General features: G+C 73.8%; 16 protein-coding genes. 5 read left to right on the top strand and 11 right to left on the bottom strand.

The genetic code is table 11. The features are described 5' to 3' along the window. Nucleotides 1-61 precede the first annotated feature (61 nt). From ACFU9A_RS11470 to ACFU9A_RS11510, 9 genes are all read right to left on the bottom strand, one after another. The gene (locus tag ACFU9A_RS11470) at nucleotides 62-1,933 is read right to left on the bottom strand and encodes a glycosyl hydrolase family 28-related protein (protein WP_430575413.1); all 1,872 of its coding nucleotides are present in this window, start codon (nucleotides 1,931-1,933) and stop codon (nucleotides 62-64) included. 120 nt (nucleotides 1,934-2,053) lie between these two features. Beyond that, nucleotides 2,054-2,908, bottom strand: coding sequence for a sugar phosphate isomerase/epimerase family protein (locus ACFU9A_RS11475; RefSeq protein ID WP_430575414.1), 855 nt, complete (start codon nucleotides 2,906-2,908; stop codon nucleotides 2,054-2,056). After that, nucleotides 2,905-3,822 carry a hypothetical protein gene (locus ACFU9A_RS11480; RefSeq protein ID WP_430575415.1) on the bottom strand — a complete coding sequence of 306 codons (918 nt, stop codon included), beginning with the start codon at nucleotides 3,820-3,822 and terminating at the stop codon, nucleotides 2,905-2,907. The genes ACFU9A_RS11475 and ACFU9A_RS11480 overlap by 4 nt, the downstream gene beginning before the upstream one ends. After that, the gene (locus ACFU9A_RS11485) at nucleotides 3,819-5,111 is read right to left on the bottom strand and encodes an ROK family protein (RefSeq protein ID WP_430575416.1); all 1,293 of its coding nucleotides are present in this window, start codon (nucleotides 5,109-5,111) and stop codon (nucleotides 3,819-3,821) included. Before ACFU9A_RS11485 ends, ACFU9A_RS11480 begins: the two co-directional genes overlap by 4 nt. After that, a complete protein-coding gene (locus ACFU9A_RS11490; protein ID WP_430575417.1) occupies nucleotides 5,108-6,376 on the bottom strand; it encodes an enolase C-terminal domain-like protein in 1,269 nt (422 codons plus the stop codon). The genes ACFU9A_RS11485 and ACFU9A_RS11490 overlap by 4 nt, the downstream gene beginning before the upstream one ends. Before the next feature lie 8 nt (nucleotides 6,377-6,384). Beyond that, entirely contained in the window at nucleotides 6,385-7,308 is a 924-nt protein-coding gene (locus ACFU9A_RS11495; RefSeq protein WP_430575418.1) for an NAD-dependent epimerase/dehydratase family protein, read from the bottom strand. Continuing rightward, complete coding sequence (locus ACFU9A_RS11500) at nucleotides 7,305-8,294, bottom strand: carbohydrate ABC transporter permease (protein ID WP_430575419.1); 990 nt, start codon at nucleotides 8,292-8,294, stop codon at nucleotides 7,305-7,307. The genes ACFU9A_RS11495 and ACFU9A_RS11500 overlap by 4 nt, the downstream gene beginning before the upstream one ends. Continuing rightward, nucleotides 8,291-9,229 (bottom strand): carbohydrate ABC transporter permease, encoded by a 939-nt coding sequence (locus ACFU9A_RS11505; protein WP_430575420.1) that lies wholly within the window; start codon nucleotides 9,227-9,229, stop codon nucleotides 8,291-8,293. The genes ACFU9A_RS11500 and ACFU9A_RS11505 overlap by 4 nt, the downstream gene beginning before the upstream one ends. Nucleotides 9,230-9,295: 66 nt before the next feature. Then, the gene (locus ACFU9A_RS11510; RefSeq protein ID WP_430575421.1) at nucleotides 9,296-10,681 is read right to left on the bottom strand and encodes an extracellular solute-binding protein; all 1,386 of its coding nucleotides are present in this window, start codon (nucleotides 10,679-10,681) and stop codon (nucleotides 9,296-9,298) included. A 122-nt stretch (nucleotides 10,682-10,803) separates the two neighbouring features. Here ACFU9A_RS11510 and ACFU9A_RS11515 point away from each other — a divergent pair, with 122 nt between their 5' ends. Continuing rightward, on the top strand, nucleotides 10,804-11,988 hold the full coding sequence (locus ACFU9A_RS11515; protein ID WP_430575422.1) for a Gfo/Idh/MocA family protein: 1,185 nt from the start codon (nucleotides 10,804-10,806) through the stop codon (nucleotides 11,986-11,988). A gap of 39 nt (nucleotides 11,989-12,027) precedes the next feature. Here the strand turns inward: ACFU9A_RS11515 and ACFU9A_RS11520 are convergent, their stop codons facing one another. Next, complete coding sequence (locus ACFU9A_RS11520) at nucleotides 12,028-12,429, bottom strand: DivIVA domain-containing protein (protein ID WP_430575423.1); 402 nt, start codon at nucleotides 12,427-12,429, stop codon at nucleotides 12,028-12,030. Nucleotides 12,430-12,674: 245 nt separating this feature from the next. Between ACFU9A_RS11520 and ACFU9A_RS11525 the strand changes: the two genes are divergently transcribed. From ACFU9A_RS11525 to ACFU9A_RS11540, 4 genes are all read left to right on the top strand, one after another. Further along, entirely contained in the window at nucleotides 12,675-16,271 is a 3,597-nt protein-coding gene (locus ACFU9A_RS11525; protein WP_430575424.1) for a TIM-barrel domain-containing protein, read from the top strand. A gap of 304 nt (nucleotides 16,272-16,575) precedes the next feature. Continuing rightward, nucleotides 16,576-17,850 (top strand): aminoacyl--tRNA ligase-related protein, encoded by a 1,275-nt coding sequence (locus tag ACFU9A_RS11530; protein WP_430575425.1) that lies wholly within the window; start codon nucleotides 16,576-16,578, stop codon nucleotides 17,848-17,850. Nucleotides 17,851-17,946: 96 nt separating this feature from the next. Next, nucleotides 17,947-19,086: a PIG-L family deacetylase gene (locus ACFU9A_RS11535; RefSeq protein WP_430575426.1), complete on the top strand. Its 1,140-nt coding sequence runs from the start codon at nucleotides 17,947-17,949 to the stop codon at nucleotides 19,084-19,086. Beyond that, nucleotides 19,083-20,858 carry an ATP-binding protein gene (locus tag ACFU9A_RS11540; RefSeq protein WP_430575427.1) on the top strand — a complete coding sequence of 592 codons (1,776 nt, stop codon included), beginning with the start codon at nucleotides 19,083-19,085 and terminating at the stop codon, nucleotides 20,856-20,858. Before ACFU9A_RS11535 ends, ACFU9A_RS11540 begins: the two co-directional genes overlap by 4 nt. Before the next feature lie 25 nt (nucleotides 20,859-20,883). On the opposite strand, the gene ACFU9A_RS11545 is transcribed toward ACFU9A_RS11540, so the two are convergent. Continuing rightward, entirely contained in the window at nucleotides 20,884-22,011 is a 1,128-nt protein-coding gene (locus ACFU9A_RS11545; RefSeq protein ID WP_430575428.1) for a hypothetical protein, read from the bottom strand. Nucleotide 22,012: the final 1 nt, after the last annotated feature.

Here is a 22,012-nt window from a genome sequence, read left to right on the forward strand (position 1 = left end):
CGGGGCGGCCGGTGCCGGCGGCGTTGCACGCGCCGCCGGCCCCGGTGGTCGTGGGGGCGGCCTAGCCCTGCCAGGAGTTGTGCGCCTGGACCACCGCGAACGTCTCCGGGGAGTCGTTGCGTACGGCGACCTGGCCGGCACGGAGCCCGTCGAGCCGGTTGCGGGTGATCCGCGCGTCCCCGGCGACCTCGCTCCGCACGGTGACACCGTCGCCCGCGGGCCCTTCGATGGCGTTCCCGCGCAGGGTCAGGTGGTGGCGGTGGCGGTCGACGACGACCCCCGGCCCGAGCGAGCCCCGGAGCACGTTGTCGGTCATCGTGACCGTGCTCCGGGCGTCGGGGAACAGGGACCCCGGTCCGGGCGAGCCGATCTGTACCCCGCCCCGGGCGCCGTTCCACCCGCCCCCGCCGACCAGGACGTTGTGGTGGACGTGCACCGACTCCAGCGGGTTGCCGGTGTCGCCGTAGATCCCGATCTCCATCGCGTTGTTCGACGACACGCTGTCGACGAGGTTGTGGGCGACCTCGAGGTCGCTGCCGCCCGCGACCCGGATGCCGTTGGCCCACCAGACGGCGACGGCGGTGTTGTGGACGATCCGCACGCCCGTCACCTGAGGGCTCGTGCCCGCCGTCCCGGCGTCGGAGTACACGGCGAAGCCGTCGTCCCCGGTGCCGCGCGCGAAGTTGTTGCGGACGGTGATGTCGGCGCCGCGCTTGTTCGGGTTCGACTCGTTGCTGTTGTTGACGTTGAAGCCGTCGCCGTAGCTGTCGGCGGTGCGGCAGTCCTGGATGGTCGCGTGGCTGCCCGAGAGCCAGTTGGCCTCGCCGTGCCGTGTCCACACCCGCTCGACGAGCCAGCCCTCCGCGCCCTCGGCGTTGATCGAGTAGTCGGCGCCCCCGCCCTCGAGCGGCTTGAAGACGGCGTTGGAGTCGATCTGCAGGTCGGTGAGGACCGTGCCGGAGCCCACGACGACCTTGGACCGCCACTTCGCCGGGGTCGGCAGCGGGACGGCACGGTAGATCGTGGAGTGCCACATCCCGGCTCCGCGGACGGTCACCCCCGTGAGGTCGAGGGGAGCGGGGGCGAGGCTGTTGATCTTGTACGTGCCCGGGGGGATCCAGACCGGGCGGCCCTGGGCGCGGGCGTCGTCCACGGCGGCCTGGATGGCGACCGTCGAGTCGACACCGAAGTCCGGGTCGGCGCCGTAGTCCACGACCGACAGCGCGTCCGCGGGCCGGCGGCGGGGCCCGGCCACGGCTTCCAGGTCGAGGCAGTCGAGGTGGTAGGCGTCCGCCGTGCTGTCGGCGTCCTTCCGCAGGGTGATGGTGCTGCCGGGGGCGATCGGCGCCCCCTCCACCCAGAACGGGAACTCGTTGTAGAAGTGCAGCGGGGGCCACCCGGTCCGCGGGTCCTTGGACTTGGCGGTCGTGACGGGGTCGCGATAGATCCACGCCTGCGCGGAGCTCAGGGTGAGCGACTGCCGGAACGTGCCGTCCACGTACAGGTTGAGCGTCGCGGTGATGCCGCCGCCCGTGGGGGCGTCGGGGACCGAGGCCCGCAGCACGAGCGTGTTGGCGCGGATCCCCGTGGTGTTCGTGACGGTGACGGAGTCGCCCTCGTCCCGCAGCTCGACGAGGGCGTAGCCCGATGCCTCGAGCTCCAGGGTGGCGGCCTTGCCGACCGTCGCGCCCGGCGCGAGGGCGCGCACGCGGGCGTTCCCTCCGAGCCGCCCGGTCTCCGCGCCGATCGTGGTGAACGGTGTCCTGGCACCCGCCCGGGGCGGGTGGGCGGGCGCTGCCGCGGGGGTCGCGGCCGTCGCCGGCGCGCCGAGGAGCGCCAGGCCGGCGGTGGCCGCCATCCCGCCGAGGACGGCACGGCGACCCACGGCGCTCCGGGGGCTTCCGTGCTGGGGTCGTGCGTGGTCGTTCGTCATCCGAATCTCCCTTGATCGTCGTGACAGGTGGCCAGGCAGAGAAACAAAAACCCTAGGTGTTACTAATTTGGCCAGCGTCGTGCCCGTCCGACGGTGCGCCCGGGGACGGTGGCGCAGGGCTCAGAACAGGTCGCCGTACCCCATCGCGACGAGGTTGTCGTGGGAGGTGCGCAGGCACTCCAGCGCCGTCCGGCCGTAGAACTCGTCCTGCTCGACGAGCAGGTACTCGGCGCCGATGTCCAGGCTGGTGTCGACGATCGACGGGAAGTCGAGGTTGCCCTCGCCCACCTCGGCGAACTGCACGACCTGCCTCAGCTCGTCCTGCCACGGCCCCTGGTCGCCGGCGTCCAGCGCCTCGAACGCGGCGGGGGAGAGGTGCCCGATCCGGTAGTCCTTGAGGTGCACCATCGCCACGCGACCCGCGTACCGGCGCAGGGTGCGCACCGGGTCCAGCCCGCCGCGCTGCACCCAGTGGACGTCGATCTCGAAGCCCACCAGCGGCGAGCGCTCGGCGACGACGTCGAGCAGGTGGCGCCCGTCGTACCGCGCGAGGTCGACGTGGTGGTTGTGGTAGTAGAGCCGGATGCCGTGCTCGGCCAGCTCCGCGGCGACGTCGTTGCACCGGTCGGCGAACTCCTCGACCCGTGCCGTCGACGCCATCGCCGCGGCGGGGAGCATGCCGATGCGGATCATGCCGGCGCCGAGCGTCCGCGCGTCGGCCACGAACGCGTCGAGGTCGCTGGTCAGGGAGGGCGTGCCCGGCGGGGCCGTGAGGCCGCCCGAGAGGGAGGCGATCTCGACGCCGAGGTCGTCGCGGACCTTCGCGAGCTCGGCGACGTTCTGCGGGCTCATCTCGACCGCGGAGATCTCCGCGGCGCGGTAGCCGATGTCGCGGACCTCGCGGAAGGTCTCGTAGATGCCGTGCCGCGCGAACTCGTCGCGCAGCATCATGGTCTGGACGCCGATCGTGGTCACCGGGGCTCCTTCGCCTCGTGGTGGGGGTGGGTCGGGGGTGTCGGGCCGGGACGCCGCACGGTCGCGGCGATCTCGAACCGGGCGGTCATGGTCTCGCCGCCCGCGAGGACGAGCGGCCCGAGCGCCTCGCCCTCGACGTCGTAGGGGCGGCACGCGGGCTCGAGCGCGACGGCGTCGACCGTGCCGTACCAGGGGAAGCCGGCCGTCGCGCGGTGCTCCTGCCACAGGTGCAGGTAGGGGAACAGGTCGGGGTCCCAGCGGACCACGACGACGATCCCTGCCGCGTCGTTGCGCAGCTCGGCGTCCCCCCGCCCCCGGGTGCGCAGCGACCGGAAGCCGCCGGCCGGCTCGGAGCCCAGCGGGAACGCGGCCTCGACGGGCTCGCCGCCCAGCGACACGGTGGAGCCGGGGCCCGCGAGCGCGCCGCCGAACGTGGGGTGCTCGGTCCAGGTGAAGGCGACCGTCCGCGGCGAGTGGTTGACGACCTGCTGCACCGCCTCCACCCCGGCCGGGGTGGCGCGCACCGTGCGCCGCAGCGTCAGCGGGACGGTGCGCAGCACGACCTCGAGGGTGCAGGAGCACGCGTCCCGGTCCACCACCCGCCAGCGCCGCCAGGCGGCCTCCCCGTGGAACGGGTGCTCGACCCCGTCGACGGTGCGGGCGTCGCCGGCGTGCGGCACGAGCGTGTGCCAGCCGCCCGCGTAGCGGCGGTGCCACTCCTCGTTCGAGCTCGACGACGGGTACGCGCCCGACCAGTCCTCGTCCTCCCAGGGCAGCCGCAGCAGCAGCTCGGTGCCGGTGGGCGTGTGCTCCAGGGACGCGACCCGCGCCCCGGTCGGGTCGACCTCGACGGCATGCTCGCCGCCGGGGGAGCGCAGCCGCAGGCGTCCCCCGGTCCCGGCGGCCGCCGTCACGAGATCGAGTACTGCCGCGTGCGCCGCACGGAGGGGGCGAACGAGGCGTGGAAGATCGTCGACGCGGCGCCCACGGCGCCCGCCTCGTCCTGGACGAGGGAGCGTTCGACGACGACGTGCCGGGCGTGGTGCGCCGTCGGGAGGCTGTTCACCGCGCGGTCGATCGTGTCCACGAGGACCTGCTGGAGCTCGGGCGCGAAGGCGGGCCCGCCGACCACGAGCAGGGGCAGGTCGAGGAGGTCGATGAGTGCCACGGCGCCGAGCGCGATGACGTCCGCGATCTGCTGCGCGGCCGCGACGGCGGCCGCGTCCCCCGCGCCGACGGCCGCGCACATCTCCCGGAACGTGCGGGCCGGGCCGTCGTACCCGAGCTCGCGCGCGATCTCGGGCAGCGCGACGGTCGGGTTGCACTCGCGCACGAGCTGCGGCCCGCCGGCCCCGTCGACGAGGCCGAGGCGGACGGCGCACAGCTGGCCGAACTCGCCGGCGTTCGCGCTCCCGCCCCGGTAGGTCTCGCCGTTGAGGACGAGCCCGGAGCCCATGCCGGTGCCGACGTACAGGTAGACGAAGTCGCCCGCGCGCTCGGTGCGGCCGATCCACCGCTCCCCGACCGCCGCCGCGGCGCCGTCCTTCTCGAGGACCACGGGGCAGCCGAGCCGCTCGGCGAGCATGCCGCGCAGCGGCACGTTGCGCCAGGCCTGCGACAGCGGGAGGTCCAGGAGCTGGCCGTCCATGGTGATCGGCCCGGGCGCGGCGACGCCCACGCCGAGGAACGTCGTGGGGTCGATCCGGGAGCCGGTCACGACGGCGTCGACCGCGTCCGCGACGATCTCCACGAGGGCCTCCGGCGCGACCTCGGCGTCGAGCGGCACCGTGCGCCGCTCGAGCACCGCGCCGTCGAGGTCGGTCAGCACGACCGACACCAGCTCCGGGTCGACGAGCACGCCGGCGGCGTGCGCGGCCTCGGCCCGCAGCCGCACCGGGGTGCGCGGCTTGCCCAGGCGCTCGGTGCGCTCCGCCGCGCCCTCGGCCAGCAGCCCGCGCTCCAGGAGGCCGCGCAGGATGCGGGACACGGACTGCTGCGTGAGCCCGGTCTGCTCCGCGATCTCCGTGCGCGAGATCGTGCCCGCGATCCGGATGGTCTCGATGATGGTGGCCTCGTTGAACGACCCGAGGTCGTACTGGTTGGCACCGGGCTGGCTCCGGTCGCCCCACGGCCTGGGGCGGCGCGAGGCGTACGGCCGGGCCTCGCCCTGCCGGTGCCTCGGGGTGTCGGTCAGCTCGGTCACGGCGCCTCCAACGCTCCGTCGGGTCGGCGGACCCCCGCGGCCCAGGCGTCGTGCCCGGAGAGCTCCGCAGGAAAGCGGGCCGCCGCGTCCTCGTCGATGTCGATCCCCCAGCCCGGCGCCTCGTTCGGGAACAGCCATCCGTCCTGGATCCGCAGCGTCCCGGGGAAGACCTCGTGGGTCGCCTCATTGTAGAGGTGGCCCTCCTGGATGCCGAAGGCCGCGGAGGTCACGTCGAGGGCCACGTTGGCGGCCGCGCCGATCGGCGACGTGTCGCCGGGACCGTGCCACGCGGTCCTCACCCCGCACAGCTCGGCGAGGTCCGCGAGCTTGCGGGCCGGGGTCAGCCCGCCGATGTCCGAGACGTGCGAGCGGATGAAGTCGACGCCGCCGTCGCGCACGAGCCGCACCGCGTCGGTGAGGGAGGTCGTGAGCTCGCCGACCGCGAGCGGCACGGGGCTGGCGGCCCGGACCTCGGGCAGCCGGTCCCAGTGCTCCGGGGGCAGCACGTCCTCGAGGAAGTAGGGCCGGTACGGCTCGACGGCGCGTGCCAGCCAGACGGCGTCCTTCGGGGTGAGGCGCGAGTGCACGTCGTGCAGCAGCTCGACCCGGTCGGGCAGGGCGCCGCGCACCGCCTCGAACAGGGCCGGGACCCGCCGCAGGTAGTCCCGGGCGCTCCACCCGTTCGGGTACGGGGCGTCCGGGTACTCGGTCGGCACGGCGGGCGCGCCGTACCCGCCGCCGCCCGGCGTCGAGAGCTGGATGCGCACGTGCCGCCACCCCGCCTCGACGAAGCCCTGCGCCTGCTCGACGACCTCCTCCGAGGTACGGCCGGCAGCGTGGATGTACGTGTCGGCGGCGGCGCGCACCTTGCCGCCCAGCAACTCGTGCACCGGCATGCCCGCCCGCTTGCCGGCGATGTCCCACAGGGCCTGGTCCACGCCGGAGATGGCGTTGTTCGTCACCGGCCCGCCGCGCCAGTAGCCCGAGTACGCGGCGAGGCGGGTGAGGTCCCCGATGTCGCCCGGGTACCGGCCCACGAGCAGCCGCGCCAGGTGCTCGTCGACGAACGTGCGCACCGCCTTCCAACGCTGCGTGAAGGTGGCGCACCCCAGGCCGTACAGGCCGGGCACGTCGGTGTCGATGCGCACCACGACCAGGGCGGTGCCCTCGGGGGCGGTCGTGATGGCGCGCACGGACGTGATCCGGACGTCCTCCCGCGGGGGCCAGGGGTTGGCGAACGTGTCGAACGGCGTGTCGAGGGGCATGGCGGCGATCAGTGCTCCTTGCTGGGCGAGGTGTGGGGCGAGGGGTCGGGGCGGAGCCGGGCGGGCAGGTCGAGCGTCGGGACGTCGATCTCGTGCTCCGCACGGAAGCCGATGAGCTCGCGCGCGGGGGTGAGGTCGATCGGCACCTCGCGCCCGACGAGCCGGCGGGTCCGGGGGACCTGGGGCGCGAAGGCGTCGAGCAGGTCCTCGGTCCGGTACGGGGCGAGCGTGCGGTCCGCCGCGAGGAAGAACGCGTGCGCCCCGGTGGTGGGCGCGGTGAGGGACAGCTCGACCGCCCGCGCGGCGTCCTCCGTGGTGAGGTACGACCAGCCCTCGAGCAGGCCGCCACGCGGGTCGTCGGTCAGCTGCCGCGACTGGGCGAGCAGCGCCTCCGCGGAGTTCACGTGCGGGAAGCGCAGCGTGACGACGTCGATGCCCCAGTGCCGCCACGCCATCCGGGCGGTGCTCTCGTCCTGGTGCTTGGACAGCGAGTACCAGTCGGCGATGTCGACGGGGAGGTGGGTGTCGTACGGGACGTACGCCGGCCACACCTCGTGCACGTTCTGCGGCAGCCCGCACGCGTTGATGCTGCCGGCGACGACGGCCCGGGAGATGCCGAGGGCTCCCGCCTGGGCGAGCACGTTGAACGTGGAGACCACGTTCGTCGCGTAGACGTCGTAGGGCGGGGCGATGTCCCGGTGCGCGAGGGCGGCGAGGTGCACCACTGTGTCCACGCCGTCGAGCGCGGCTGCGACGTCGTCCTGCGACGTGGTGTCGCCGACCAGCACCCGGTCCGCCTCGAGCGACGGCGAGTCGTCGATGGACAGGGCGGTCACCCACGCCCCGGCGGCGCGCAGCCGCCGGGTGACGACGCTGCCGATCCGCCCCGACGCCCCGGTGACGAGGATCTTGCTGCCTTCGACCGTGCTCATCCCTTGATCCCTCCAGCCGTACCGACCCCGCGCAGGAACTGCTTCTGGAAGATCACGAACAGCACGACGGGGATGATGATCGTGAGGAAGACGGCCGCCATCTGCACGGACAGGGGCGCCGTCCCGGCGGCCAGCTTCGGCAGCATCACCGACACCGGCTGCAGGTCCGGGTTGGACAGCACCAGCATGGGCCAGAGGAACTCCTTCCACGCGCCCACGACCGACAGCAGCGCGACGACGCCGATGATGGGGCGGGACAGCGGCAGGATCACCATGGACAGGATCCGCAGCGGGCCCGCGCCGTCGATCTTGGCGGCCTCCAGGAACTCCCGGGGGATCGAGTCGAAGAAGCGCTTCAGCACGATGACGTTGAAGGCGCTCGCGGCCGACGGGAGCCACACGGCCCAGAACGTGTCCTGGAGCCGGATGTGCAGCAGCGGCATGTCGAGCACGGTGAGGTACAGCGGCACGAGCGAGATGACGCCGGGCAGGAACAGCGTGGCCAGGATCGCGCCGGTGAGCCAGGGGCCCCACTTCGGGCGCAGCACGCTGAGCAGGAACGCGGCCGCCACGCTGACGACGAGCGTCGCGATCGTCGAGCCCACCGCGAGGATCACGGTGTTGCCGAGGGACTGCCCGATCTGGGCGCCCTTCCACGCGAGCGCGAGGTTGCCCCACTCGTTCGGGGTGAACCAGATCCCCATCGGGTCGGAGACGATGTCCTGGCTGCTGGAGACGGACGCCTTCGCCGACCACAGCAGGGGGCCGAGGCAGGCGACGATGAGCCCGACCAGCAGCACGCCCTGGACGAGGGTGAGCCAGAACCGCACGCTGGGGCGCTTGCGGTCGCCGGAGGAGATGAGGCCGCGGGTCTTGGGCTCCTCGGGCGCGCGCCTCCGGCGGCGGGGGGAGCGGGCCGGCGCGGTGCCCGCGGGCGCAGGCCCGGGCACGGTGGTCGTGGCCCGAGAGGTGTCGACGACGCTCATGACTGGCTCCACCTCTTGGTCGCGTAGTAGTAGACGACGGAGAGCAGGCCGAGGAAGGCGGCCAGGAGCACGCTCAGGGCCGTCGCGGCGCCGAAGTCACCGTTGACGAACGCGTAGTTGTAGATCTTCAGCAGGATGGTCTGAGTGGCGTTGTTGGGCCCGCCGCCGGTGAACAGGAACGGCTCCGTGAAGATCTGGAAGGTGCCGATGAGCTGCAGGAGCAGCATCACGAGGATGACGCCGCGCAGCTGGGGGATCGTGATGTGCCAGACGCGGCGCCAGATCCCGGCGCCGTCGATCTCGGCGGCCTCGTAGAGCTCGGTCTGCACGGTGGCCAGCGCGGCGATGTAGATGATCGCCGTCGAGCCGGCGCCCGCCCAGGTGGCGTAGAGCACGATCGAGGGCATCGCCATGGCCTCGGAGTTCAGCCACGGGAACGGGCCCAGCCCGATCCACCCGAGCATGGTGTTGAACATGCCGTCGGACGACGGGTCGAAGAAGAACTTCCACAGCAGGATCGCGGCCACGGGCGGCACGATGGCGGGCAGGTACGCCAGCGCGTTGTACAGGCCGTCGTGCTTGCGCAGCTCGTTGATCATCACGGCGAGGAAGATCGGGATCGGGAAGCCGATCACCATGGCGAGCAGCGCGAAGTAGGCCGTGTTGAGGGCGGCCTGCGCCAGCCCGGGGTCGGACAGCACGTACGTGAAGTTGCTCAGCCCGACCCACTGGGCGGGGGCGATGAGGTTGGTCTTCTGCAGGCTCAGCACCAGGCCCTGGACGACGGGGCCCCAGCTGAAGTAGGCGAAGACGAGGACGACGGGGACGGCGAACAGCACGGCGTGCAGCCCGCCGCCCCGGTACCAGCGGGTGATGCCGGATCGTGGCCGCACGCGCGGCACGGCGCCGGCCGGCGCCGCGAGGGTCTTGGACAAGGCGATGCCTCCCTTCGGGTGGACCGGCCGGGCGTGGTGCGACGCGCCCGGCCGGTCGACGCTCGGCTAGCGCGCGGCCTGGGCGATGATGCCGTCGACGGCCTTGTTCGCCTCGGCGATCGTGGCGTCGATGTCGGCGTTCTTGTCGGTGAGCACCTTCTGCACGACCGGGTCGAGGGCGGCGTACGTCTGCTGGGTGCCGGTGGGCGGCTCGGGCACGAGCTCGAGGCCCGAGTCCGTGTATCCCGAGAAGTTGTCGAGCGGCACGTTGATGTACGGCTCGATCCAGCCGAGGTACCGGTCGTAGACCTCCTGGGACACGGGCGGCAGGCCGGGAAGGCCGACCGGCTTGTCGTCGGCCGCGTTGGTCTTCGCGTCCTCGACGGCGACGTCCTCGTCGTAGTACTTGTCGAAGTCGTAGAACTTGACCCACTTGGCGGCGGCCAGCAGCTGGTTGGGCGTGGCCTTGACGTTGAACAGCTTGAGCGAACCGCCGGTGAGGGTGCCGTGGTCGCCGCCGGTCTGCGGCAGCGCCGTGATGCCGAAGGCCTCGGGGTCGAAGCCGTAGGTCTTCACGACGGTGTCGTAGGCGTCCGGCGCCTGGAGGACCATGCCGATCTTCCCGGCGGCGAACGCCTGGCGGACCGACTCCTGGTCGTAGAGGAACTCCTGACCCATCGAGTCGTCCTCCCACCGCATGTCGTGCAGCGCCTGGAGCGAGTCCGCGGTGGCCTGGCCCATCGTGGCCTTCGTGCCGCCGACGTCCTGGACCTCGCCGCCCTTGCTGTAGGTCATGGTGGTGAGCATCCAGCCGCCCGTGTTGTTGGTCGTCATCTGGGCGTAGCCGGCGACCCCGGGCACCTTCTCGGCGATGGCCCGGGCGTCCTCGCGCACCTCGTCCCAGTCGGCCGGCGGCTTGTCGGGATCGAGGCCCGCCTGCTCGAAGACGTCGCGGTTGTAGGCCAGGCCCACCGAGAACAGGCCGGTCGGGATCGTGTAGATGTGCCCCTCGTCGTCCTTGACCTTGTCGAGCGCGAGCGGGTTGAGGTCGTCGATCATGTCGAGCTCTTCGAGGTACGGGGTCATGTCGGGCAGCTGCCCGTCCTGGATGAGCTCGTGGCTGTAGGTGAGGGACACGCCCATGACGGTGGGCAGCGTGCCCCCGGCGAGCTTGGCCTGGAAGGTCTGGGCGTCCCACACCTCCGTGGAGGGCTCGATGGTGATGTTCGGGTTCTCGGCCTCGAACTCGTCGATCCGCTTCTGGAAGGCGGCCCGCTCCTCGGGCTTGTCCGCCGTGGGCTGGTCGCCCACGGAGATCGTGACGTCCGCCTCGGGGTCGAGCGCTGCGTCCTGGCCCCCGGCGGTCCCTCCGCCGTTGGAGCAGGCCGTCAGCGCGACGAGCGCTCCGGTCGTTCCGACTGCGACGGCGAGCCGCAGCGACAGTTTCCTCATTGAAACTCCTCGGGTCAGGGCTCGGGGGTGGGTCCGAGCCGGCCGTCGTGACATTAAAACCATGAGTGTTACTTAGTCAAGACCCTGTTCACCGCACCGGATCGTTGCTTACGATCGCCGGCATGACCACGAGCAACAGCACCGGCGCACCGCTGCGCCTCGCCATCGTCGGGTGCGGCGTCATCGGGCGCCTGCACGCGGAGGTCGCCGCCGCGAACCCCGACCTCGACGTCGTCGCCCTCGTCGACCCGCACGCCGCCCGCGCCGGGGCGGTGTCGGAGCAGCTCGTCGCGGCGGGCCGCCCGGCGCCGGCGGTGCACGCCCGCCTCGGGGAGGCGCTCGCGGCCGGAGGCGTCGACGTCGTGAGCGTCTGCACGCCGAGCGGGGAGCACGCCGACCTCGCGCGCGAGGCGCTGGAGGCCGGGGCGCACGTGGTCGTCGAGAAGCCGCTCGACGTCGCGATCGAGCCGGCGCGCAGGCTCCGGGACGCCGCGGCCGCGCGCCCGGACCAGGTCGTGGCCGTGATCTCCCAGCACCGCCACGACGCGTCGGCGCTGGCCGTCCGCCGCGCGCTCGACGAGGGCCGCCTCGGTCGCGTGACCTCCGCCGTCGCGAACGTCGACTGGTACCGCACGCAGGAGTACTACGACTCCGGCGCGTGGCGCGGGACGTGGGCGCTCGACGGCGGCGGCGCGCTCATGAACCAGGGCGTGCACACCCTCGACCTGCTCCTGTGGTACCTGGGCGAGCCGGTCGAGGTCGTCGCCTACACCGCGCGCCTCGGCCACGAACGGATCGAGGTGGAGGACGTCGCCGTCGCGATCGTCCGGTTCGCGTCGGGCGCCCTCGCGACGCTCCACGCGTCCACGACGGTGTACCCCGACCTCGGGGTGCGGCTGCAGGTGCACGGCACCGACGGGTCGGCGGTCGTCGAGGCCGACGAGCTCACCTACTTCCACGCCCGCGACGCCGAGGGCGGCGCCTGGTCGGCGAACCAGCTCGACCAGGGTGCCGGCGGCGGGCCCGCGGGGTCCGCGCGCGGCGCGCTCGATCCGCGGGAGTCGCACGTGGCGCAGTACGGCAGCTCGCACGGCGCCCAGTGGGCCGACGTCGTCGCCGCGATCCGGGAGTGCCGCGCGCCCTGGGTGACCCTCGACGACGGGCTGCGCGCGCTCGCCACCGTGCGCGCCGTGTACCTGTCCGCGACGCTCGGCGAGGCCGTGCGCGTCGCCGACGTCGTCGAGGGACGCTACGACGGCGTCGCCACCCGCACCGGTGAGCCCGAGCACGCCGGGGCGCGCGCCTGACCGCCCGTGCGGGGGCGCGCCTGACGCGGCGCGGAGCGGTCAGCCGCGCCGCCGCCGCGTGAACCAGTCGAGGAGGCCGCCGGTGCCGGCCGGGAGCGTCGGGCTGGGGAGCGTGGTGCCGGAGGAGGGCGCGCGACGCGGCTCGGGCCCGCCGGCCCCGACGCTCGGGGCGGCGTCGGCCGCCGCCGTCTCCCCGGCGGACGCGACGCGCTCCTTGATCTCGTCGAGGTAGTCGTCGACCTCGGTCATGTCGTACCCCTCACGGAAGGTCGTGGAGGCGAACCGTGCGCCGTCGACGAGGGCGGCGACGTCGGTGCCGCCCTCGACGGCGCGCACGACCTGGTCGAGGAGGTCGTCCACGTCCGACGGGTCGTACCCCTCGCGGAGCCTGGTGGTGGCGAACCGCTTGGCCAGGATCTCTACCGCGAGGCTCTCGCTCATGGGGACGAGGATGCCATGGCGTCTCCCGGTCCCGGTGCGCCCGGGCAGGCCGTGGACCGCGCTGCCCTTGCTTGATTGCGCGCGTTGTTGAAGAATCCGAGCAACTTCGATCACTGCGTCCCCGAGGGAGTGGGCGCAGCGCGTCCGTCGGAGTGCCTGGATCACGGGAGAACGACATGTCGACGAAGACAGGTTCACGGATCAGCAGAGAGACAGGGACGGGACGCCGCCGACGGCGCGGCACGGTGGCGGCGCTCGCGGCGCTCGTGCTCGTGCCGGGTCTGGCGCTCGCGGTCCCGGCGGCGTCGGCCGCGGGCGAGGACGCCGCGGCGGGGACCACGCTGGGCGACGTCACCGGGATGGAGCGGGACGGCGACACGTTCACGTTCGCGGCGGAGACGTCCGCGCAGGGCGAGGCGAAGCTGCGGGTGAGCTTCCTGGAGGCCGGGGCGCTGCGGGTGTGGCTCGCGCCGGACGGGGAGTTCACCGACCCGGCGAACGACACCCCGTCGGACCCGGACGCGCCCGCCGCCAGGATCGTCGTCGGGGACCTCGACGGAGACGCCGGCGCCACCCTGACGGAGACCTCCTCGGCGTACCGCATCGCGACGGCCGACGCCACGCTCACCGTCACGAGGTCGCCGCTGACGCTGGCGCTCGCGGACGGCGACGGAACACCGCTCTGGACGGAGACCGCGCCGCTGTCGTGGGACTCTTCGGGCACGACGCAGTCGCTGTCGCGCGGCGCGACCGAGCAGTTCTTCGGCGGCGGCATGCAGAACGGACGGTTCTCGCACCGCGACGAGACGATCCAGATCTCCCGGGACTACGACTGGGACGACGGCGGCAACCCGAACGCGTCGCCGTTCTACCTGTCCAGCAACGGGTACGGGGTGCTGCGCAACACGTTCGCCGCGGGCAGCTACGCCTTCGGCGAGCCGGTCGCCACGCGGCACGCGGAGCAGCGGTTCGACGCCTACTACTTCGTGGGCGACACGCGCGCGGTCCTCGACGACCTCACCCGGTTGACCGGCCGGCCCGCGATGCTGCCGATGTACGCGATGGAGCTCGGGGACGCGGACTGCTACCTCCACAACGCCAACCGCGGGGAGCGCGAGACGCTGCGCGACTCGACGGCGATCGCGCAGGGGTACACCGACAACGACATGCCGCTGGGCTGGATGCTCGTCAACGACGGCTACGGCTGCGGCTACGAGGACCTGCCCGAGACGCACGACATGCTCACGCAGCACGGCTCGGAGCTGGGGCTGTGGACCCAGGCGGACCTCACGGAGCAGCCGACCGAGGTGGCGAGCGGCGTCCGCGTCCGCAAGACGGACGTCGCGTGGGTGGGGCCGGGCTACCGGTTCGCGCTCTCCGCGTGCGAGAAGGCCAACGCGGGCATCGAGGACAACTCCGCCGACCGTGCCACCGTCGTCACCATCGAGGGCTGGGCGGGCACGCAGCGCTGCGGGGCGATGTGGAGCGGCGACCAGTCGGGCAGCTGGGACTACATCCGCTGGCAGATCCCGACGTACGCGGGCTCGACGATGTCGGGCCAGGCGGCGACGACGGGTGACGTGGACGGCATCTTCGGCGGCAGCGCGCAGACCTACACGCGCGACCTGCAGTGGAAGATGTTCCTGCCGATGACGTACGCGATGAGCGGGTGGGCGGCGAGCGACAAGCAGCCGTACCGGTACGGCGAGCCGTACACGTCGATCAACCGCTCCTACCTGCAGCTGCACGAGCGGCTGCTGCCCTACCTCTACACGTACCAGGCGGACGCCCACGCGACCGGCCTCGGCTCCACGCGGCCGCTGTACGTGGACTACCCCGACGACCCCACGACCTGGGGCGACGACGTGAAGTACGAGTTCCTCGCCGGCGACGACTTCCTCGTGGCCCCCGTCTACGAGGACACCACGGTGCGCGACGGCATCTACCTGCCGAAGGGCACGTGGACCGACTACTGGACCGGGCGCACCTACACGGGCCCGACGACGATCGACGGCTACCCCGCGCCGCTGGACCGGCTGCCGCTGTTCGTGCGCGGCGGGGCGATCGTCCCGATGTTCCCCGAGGGCACCGCCGACTGGGAGGCGGGCAAGAAGGCTGGCCGCCTCGACGTCGACGTCTACCCGCAGGGCTCCTCGGAGTTCACCCTCTACGAGGACGACGGCCGCACCCAGGAGTACGCCGACGGGGCGCACGCCTCCCAGCGGCTCGCGGTGCGGGCGCCGCAGGCGGGCAAGGGCCCGATCGCCCTGACCGTGGGGGCCCTGACCGGGGACTACGCGGGCAAGCCGTCCGCGCGCAGCTACCGGTTCGCGCTGCACACCGACACCGCCCCGGCGACGGTGCGGGTGGGCGGCGAGAAGCTCGCGGCCGCCGACTCCGTCGAGGACCTGGACCGCGGCCCGGGCTACGTGTTCGACCCGGCGAGCGGCGTCCTGACCGTGCAGACGGCGACGGTGTCGACGGCGTCGGCGTTCGACGTGCGGGTGACCGGGTCGTCCGCGGTCGGTGGGGAGCACCCCGGCGAGCGCGCCGTCGACGTCGCCGTCACCGCGCCGTCGCTGTCGCTCGCCGGCACGGTCGGCACGGCGACGCTGGCCCTCACCAACCACACGGGCAAGCCGATCGACGTCACGGGGGCGACCCTGACCGCGCCGGACGGCTGGACCGTGGACGCGACGTCGTCGACGACGGCGAAGGCGCTCAAGGACGGTGCGACGTTCAGCGCGACGTTCGGCGTCACCCCGCCGGAGGACGCCGCGCCCGGCCAGGTGACGATCGGCGGCACCGCGGACTACCGGGTGCGCACGACGCCGCGCCAGGTCTCGGCGCGGGCGCAGACGACGGTCGCCTACGCGGACCTCGCGGCGGCGTTCGACAACGTCGCGATCTCCTCGCTCGCCGAGCCCGAGAAGGGGGACGTCGACGGCGGCGGGAGCAGCTTCATCGCCGAGCGGCTCGCCGAGAAGGGGGTCGCTCCCGGCGCGACGGTGAGCGCGAACGGGTTCGACTTCACGTTCCCGTCGTCGGAGCCGGGCACGCCCGACAACGTCGGGAGCGCCGGCCAGACCGTCCCGGTCTCCGGGGACGGGAACGTCATCGGGGTGCTGGGCACGGGCACCAGCGGGTCGGCCACCGGCGGGGTCACCGTGCACTACGCGGACGGCAGCACCGACGCGAGCACGCTGGGCATGCCGAACTGGTGCTGCCTCGCGACGAACTCCTACGGGGCGAAGATCGCCGTCGTCACCCTCGGGAAGAACACCCCCACCGGGGCGGCGTACCCGACCACGCAGTACCGCCTGTACACGAACACGATCCCGATCGACCCGGACAAGGAGGTCGTGGCGGTGACGCTGCCGGCCAACGCGGCGGTGCACGTCTTCGCGCTGTCGGTGGGCACCGAGGTGGTGGTCCCGCCGCCCGTCGCCGACGGGCAGTACTCGCTCACGCTCGCGAGCGGGCAGCGGCTGACGGCACCCGGCAACGACTCGACGCAGCTGACGGTCGCGGCGGAGTCGAGCGCGCCGACCCAGAAGTGGATCCTCACCCGCCTCGGCGGGTCGGACTACACGGTCCGGAACGCGGGCAGCGGCCAGTGCGCGGACGTCTTCTTCAGCTCGAAGGACCAGGGCGCGCTCGTGGGCCAGTACGGCTGCGGCGGCACGGACAACCAGGTCTGGCAGGTCAGCGTCGAGGACGGGCGGCTCCGGCTCGTGAACAAGAACTCCGGGCTCGCGCTCACGGCCGACCCGGACGGGAGGGTGGTGCAGCGCACCGACACCGGCGCGGCGAGCCAGCGGTGGGCGGCCGCGGCGAGCTGACCGGCCCCCGGCTCGCCTGACCGAGGCACGTGGGAGGGGCGGGGCCTGCGGCGACGCCGCGGGCCCCGCGCCCGTCCCGCCCCCGTGCCTCGGACCGGGCCCGCCGGGGTTTCCCCGTTGACCGTGCCGCGCGCCGCGCCGTACCGTCGGGGCATGCGCAGCCTTCAGGTCACGACGACGCCGGACACCTCCGGCGCCGACTGACCGCTGCACCACGCTGCACGCACCCAGGCCCCGGAGCTCGCTCCGGGGCCTTTCTCGTGCCCGGGCGGCTCCGTCGCACCCCGTCCGAAGGAGCACCGCCATGAACCACCACCAGAGCCTCGCCCGCGACGCCGGCCCGCAGGACGCCGAGCCCGCCGTCCTCGACCACCGCGACCTCGCCCGCGCGATGGGGATCTTCACCACCAGCCCGCTGGTCGGGCCGGGACTGCCGCTGTGGCAGCCGGCCGGCGCCGTCGTCCGCCGCGAGCTGGAGCGGCTCGCCGAGGACGTGGCGCTCGCGGGCGGCTGCGAGCCCGTCTGCACCCCCGTGCTGGGCAAGCGGTCGCTGTTCGAGCGCTCGGGCCACTGGGCGAAGTTCGCCGACGACATGTTCCCGGCGCTCGACGACGGCAGCGACGACCCGCTCGTGCTGCGGCCCGCCAACTGCCCGCACCATGCGCAGCTCTACGCGGCGGAGCCGCGCAGCCACCGCGACCTGCCGGTGCGGTACCACGAGCTGGGGGCGATGTTCCGCGCCGAGCGCTCGGGCGTGCTCAGCGGGCTCTCGCGCGTGCGGCAGATCAACCTCGACGACACCCACGTCTTCTGCCGCCCGGACCAGGTCGCCGACGAGGTCCGCGCGGCGCTCGACGCCGTCCTCGGCGTCCTCGACGTCCTGGGCATCGCCCTCGACCACGTGCGGCTCTCGCGGAGCGACGGGTCCGGCCGGTGGCTGGGCGGGCCCGCCCGCTGGGCGGAGGCCGAGGACATGCTGCGCGCCGCGCTCGCGCCCACCGGCCTGCCCTGGGCGGACGGCCCGGGGGAGGCGGCGTTCTACGGGCCCAAGCTGGACGTCCAGGTGCGCGACGCCCGCGGCCACGAGGAGACCCTCGCCACCGTCCAGCTCGACCTCAACCAGCCCGAGCGGTTCGACCTGGGATACACCGCGGTGGACGGGTCGCGCGAGCGCGTCGTGATGATCCACCGCGGCACCGTCGGCTCGATGGAACGGATGGTCGCCTTCCTGCTGGAGCAGCACGCCGGCCGGCTGCCCGTCTGGCTGGCCCCGGTGCAGGTGTGCCTGCTGCCGGTCGGCGACCCGGCGCCCGCCGAGGAGGCCGCCCGCGCGCTGCGCCGGCGGGGGGCGCGGGTGCGCGTGGAGGCGGACGGGTCCCTCGGCAACCGGGTGCGGCTCGCGCGAGGGCGGCGCGACGCGCTGCTCGCCGTCCTGGGCGCGCGCGAGGCCGCCGCCGGCGTGCTCGCCGTCACCGACCCGGCGACCGGCGCCCGGGGAGAGCTGCCGGCGGACGAGCTCGGCGCGCGCCTGTCCGTCGCGTCCGCCGCCCGCGCGGCCCGGGTGCCCCTGGACGGCTGACCAGGCCCGCGACCGGTCGGAGCGCGCTCCGTCCTCGCGCGCGCCGGACGCACCGCGCGTACGGTACGAACCAGACCAGGACCGGGAGGGGGAGCCTTGTCCGACGACCGATTCCGGGCCCTCGTGCTGGAGGACGACCCCGACGCGGCCGAGTTCCTGCGCATCGCGCTGGAACGTTACGGCGGCATGGAGGTGGACGTCGCGGGCGAGGCCGACGCGGCGCTGCGGATGCTGCGCGCCGCGCCGTACGACGTCCTCGTGAGCGACATCCAGCTGCCGGGGCGCTCGGGGCTCGAGATCATCCCCGACGTGCGGGCGACCGACCCCACCCTGCCGATCATGATCGTCACCGCCTACGGCACGGTGAACCACGCCGTCCAGGCGCTGCGCGAGGCCGCCGACGAGTTCCTGGTCAAGCCCGTGACGGCGTCCCGGGTCGTGGAGCGGGCCACCGACCTCGCGCAGCGGGCCCGCAAGGAGCGCGCGTCGGCGCGGCAGCGGGTGCTGGCGGTCGGCGCCCACCCGGACGACGTCGAGATCGGGGTGGGAGCGACCCTCGCCGCCCACGCGGCGTCGGGGGACGAGCTCGTCATCCTCACGCTGTCGGGCGGCGCGGTCGGCGGCCTCGTCGCGGCGCGGCACGACGAGGCCCTCGCCGCGGCCGAGGTCGTGGGGGCACGCCTCGTGCACCTGGACTTCCCGGACACGCACCTCGACCCGGCCGCCGGCCTGATCACCGCCATCGAGGACGTCATCGCCGAGGTCGCGCCCGACCGCGTGTACACGCACAGCGTCCACGACCGGCACCAGGACCACCGGGCGGTGAACAGCGCCGTGCAGATCGCCGCGCGCCAGGTGCCCAACCTCTGGTCCTTCCAGAGCCCGTCCGCCACCGTCGCCTTCGCCCCGAACCAGTTCGTCGACGTCGACGGGTTCGTCGAGACGAAGCTGCGGATGCTGGCCGCGTACGTCTCCCAGGCGCACCGCGAGTACATGCAGCCCGACGTGGTCCGGGCCACCGCCCGGTACTGGGCGCGGTTCAGCCCCGCGCGGGAGGTGGAACCCCTCGAGACGGTGCGCGCCAGCGAGGCCCTGGGGCACGGGACGAGCGTGCGCGCGCGGCCCGCCGTGGACGGGCAGGACTCCGGGGCCCCCGGCACGGCGGCGCCGCCCGACACGGCGGCACTGCCGGACTACGCCACCCAGGACACGGGCACCGGGGCGCGCACCAGATGACGGACGGTGCGGCGGGCCGGCTCCGCGAGTCGTACGTCCGCGTCACGACCACCTGGTTCGCGGCCGACGCCGTGGGCCTGCGGCTGCTGCCCGTGACGGTGTCGTTCGCCGTCGTCCTCGTGATCCTGCAGGTCAGCGGTGTCGGGGGCTCCGCCGCGGCGCTCGCGGTGGCCGCGGGGCTGGTCGCCGCCGTCCAGCTCGTGGGCAGCCTCGGGCGCTGGGACCGGTGGCCGCACGCCTGGCAGTACGTGCTCCCGCTGGTGCAGATGCTGGCGATCGGCCTGCTCGAGGTCGGCGCGCGGCTCACCCTCGCGAGCTTCGACGTCCTGCTCTTCCTGCCCGTGGTGAGCCTCGCGCTGCAGCCCGGGCTGTGGGGCATCGTCGTCGCGCTGGGCGGCTCGGTCGTGGTGCTCTTCGGGCCGGCGCTGTTCCCGCTCGGCGAGGCGGAGCGCGTGCACCCGGCGATGCACGCGCTCGTGGACCTGATCGTCATCGCGTTCGTCGCGGTGGGGTCGCACGGGATCGTCGCCGTCGCGCGCCGGCAGGCCGCCGACCTGGAGCGGGCACGCGACGAGCTCGAGGACGGCGCGACCCGGCTGCGTGACTCGCGCGACACCCTGCGCGGCATCCTGGCCGCCGCCACGGAGCAGGGCTTCATCACGACCGACATCGCCGGGCACGTGACGTCCGTCAACCCCGGCGGCGAGCGCATCCTGGGCCGGCCCGAGAAGGACCTCGTCGGGCTCGACGTGGCGCAGCTCGTCTCGGTCGAGGCGCTCGCGGCCGCGATGGCGGGCCCGCAGCCCGGCGTGCGCGCGGACGCCGCGCAGGAGGAACCGGAGGCTCTCGACGGCGCGGACGCGGCGAACCGCCGGGTGCTCGGTCGCGCCGTGCACGGCGGCACCCAGGTGGAGCAGTGGGAGTGCACGCTGCCGGACGGGTCGCGGCGGCAGGTGGAGTTCGCCGTCACGCCGCGACCGGCGCGCGGGGTGAGCTCCCCGGAGATCCCCGCGGGCTACCTCGTGGTGGTGACGGACGTGACCGCCCGGTACGAGGAGGAGCGGGTCCAGGACGAGCTCGTGGGCCTGGTCAGTCACGAGCTGCGCACGCCGCTCGCGTCCATCCTGGGCTACCTGGACCTGCTGCGGCTGGGGGACGAGCGGCTCGACGACGAGCAGCGGGAGTACCTGACCGTGGTCGAGCGCAACGCCCGGCGCCTGACCACCCTCGTGGACGACCTGCTGACGAGCGCCCAGATCGTGTCGGGCGCCCACTCCCTGACGGCGGAGCTGGTCGACGTCGTGGCGGTCGTGCGGGACGCGGTCGCGAGCGTGCGCCCCGCGGCGGAGGCCGCAGACGTCCAGGTCCTCGTGGAGGGCGACGCGACCGTGCCGCTGGTCTCCGACACGGACCGGCTCGCCCACGTGGTCGACAACCTGCTGAGCAACGCCGTGAAGTACTCGCGCCCGGGCGGCCGCGTGTGGGTCACCGTGACGGGGGTGGCGACGCCGGACGGCGCACGCCTCGCCCGGCTGCGCGTGACGGACGAGGGCACGGGCATCGCCGCCGACGAGCTCACGCGCGTCACGGAGCGCTTCTACCGTTCCCGCGACACCCAGCGGCGGCGGGTGCGCGGGATCGGGCTCGGGCTCGCCCTCGTCGACCAGATCGTCCGCGACCACGGAGGCGTGATGACGATCCGCAGCGAGCTCGGGCGCGGCACGGAGGTCGACGTCACGCTGCCCGACCTGGCGTCCTCGCCGGGCGCCTGACCACGCCGCGCCGGGACGACGAGGGTCAGCCGTCGGCGCCCCAGACCTTTGCGAGAGCCGCCCAGTGCGCGTCCGACAGGTGCGACAGCGGCGTGACGTTGACGGCGGTGACCCCGTGCGTGCCGGCGGCCTCGATCGTGCGCGTCATGAGGCGCGGGGTGATCGACTGCGGCGGGTCGGCGTCCGCGGACCCCGCCCACAGGCCGACCGACATCGTGAACCGCGACATGTCGAATCCCTCGTCCTCGAGGGCGCCGGTGAGGCCCTCGACCTGCGCGGGCGTGCGGTCCCCGGGGCCCACGTACGCCCAGACCACGAGGCGGTCGGCGGCGCCGAGGAGGATCCGGTAGTCGTGCCCGCTGGCGGGCGCGCCGGCGGCGGGGTCGTCCCAGTCGACGCGGACGTCCATCGCGAGCGCGATCTCGGCGCCCTCGCCGCCGCGCACCCCGTCGAGGGCGGTGCGCATCCGCGTGAGGAGGCCGGCGATCACCTCCGAGCGCCAGCGGCCGATCGCGGGGGAGTCCTCGTCGATCTCGCCGTCCGCCGTCCGGGGCCAGTCGTCCGCCCCCGTCATCTCCTGGTACAGGGCGAGGTCGTCCGCCCCGAAGCTGTACCGGTAGAGGAAGAGCTCGGTGACGGCGATCTGGCTGGGGTCGTAGCGCTCGCCGAGCGCGGCGACGTACTCCACGAGCCGGTCGCCGACCTCGCCCGTGGCCAGCTGCGTCGCGGACGCCTGGTAGGGCGACCGGCGGCCGTGGGCGGAGACCCCCGCCACGGAAGGATCGGCGGCGATCCACTCGGGCACGTACGCGTCGACCACGAGGCCGACCTGCCGGGTGGAGCCGTCGGCGTTCTCGTGCAGCGCGCGGGCGGCGCGGGCCAGGTGGTCCGCGCCCGGCTCGGCGGCGGCGTCCGGGTGGGCGGGCCAGTCGAACGCGGTGAACTCGACCCGGCCCGCGTTGAGGTCGACGCCGTTCGCCCCCACGGCGTCGAGGTGCTGGTCCACCGCGGCCCAGTCGGTGCCCGGGTCCGTGACGATGCCGAAGTCGACGCTCACCGACCGGGCGTCCTCCGGGGCCACCTCAGGGCGCATCACGGGCGGGACGTCCTCCCACGGGCGCGCGACCAGGACGGCGGCCGTGACGGCCGCCACC

This window comes from Isoptericola sp. NPDC057653, assembly GCF_042799955.1.
Lineage (GTDB): Bacteria > Actinomycetota > Actinomycetes > Actinomycetales > Cellulomonadaceae > Isoptericola.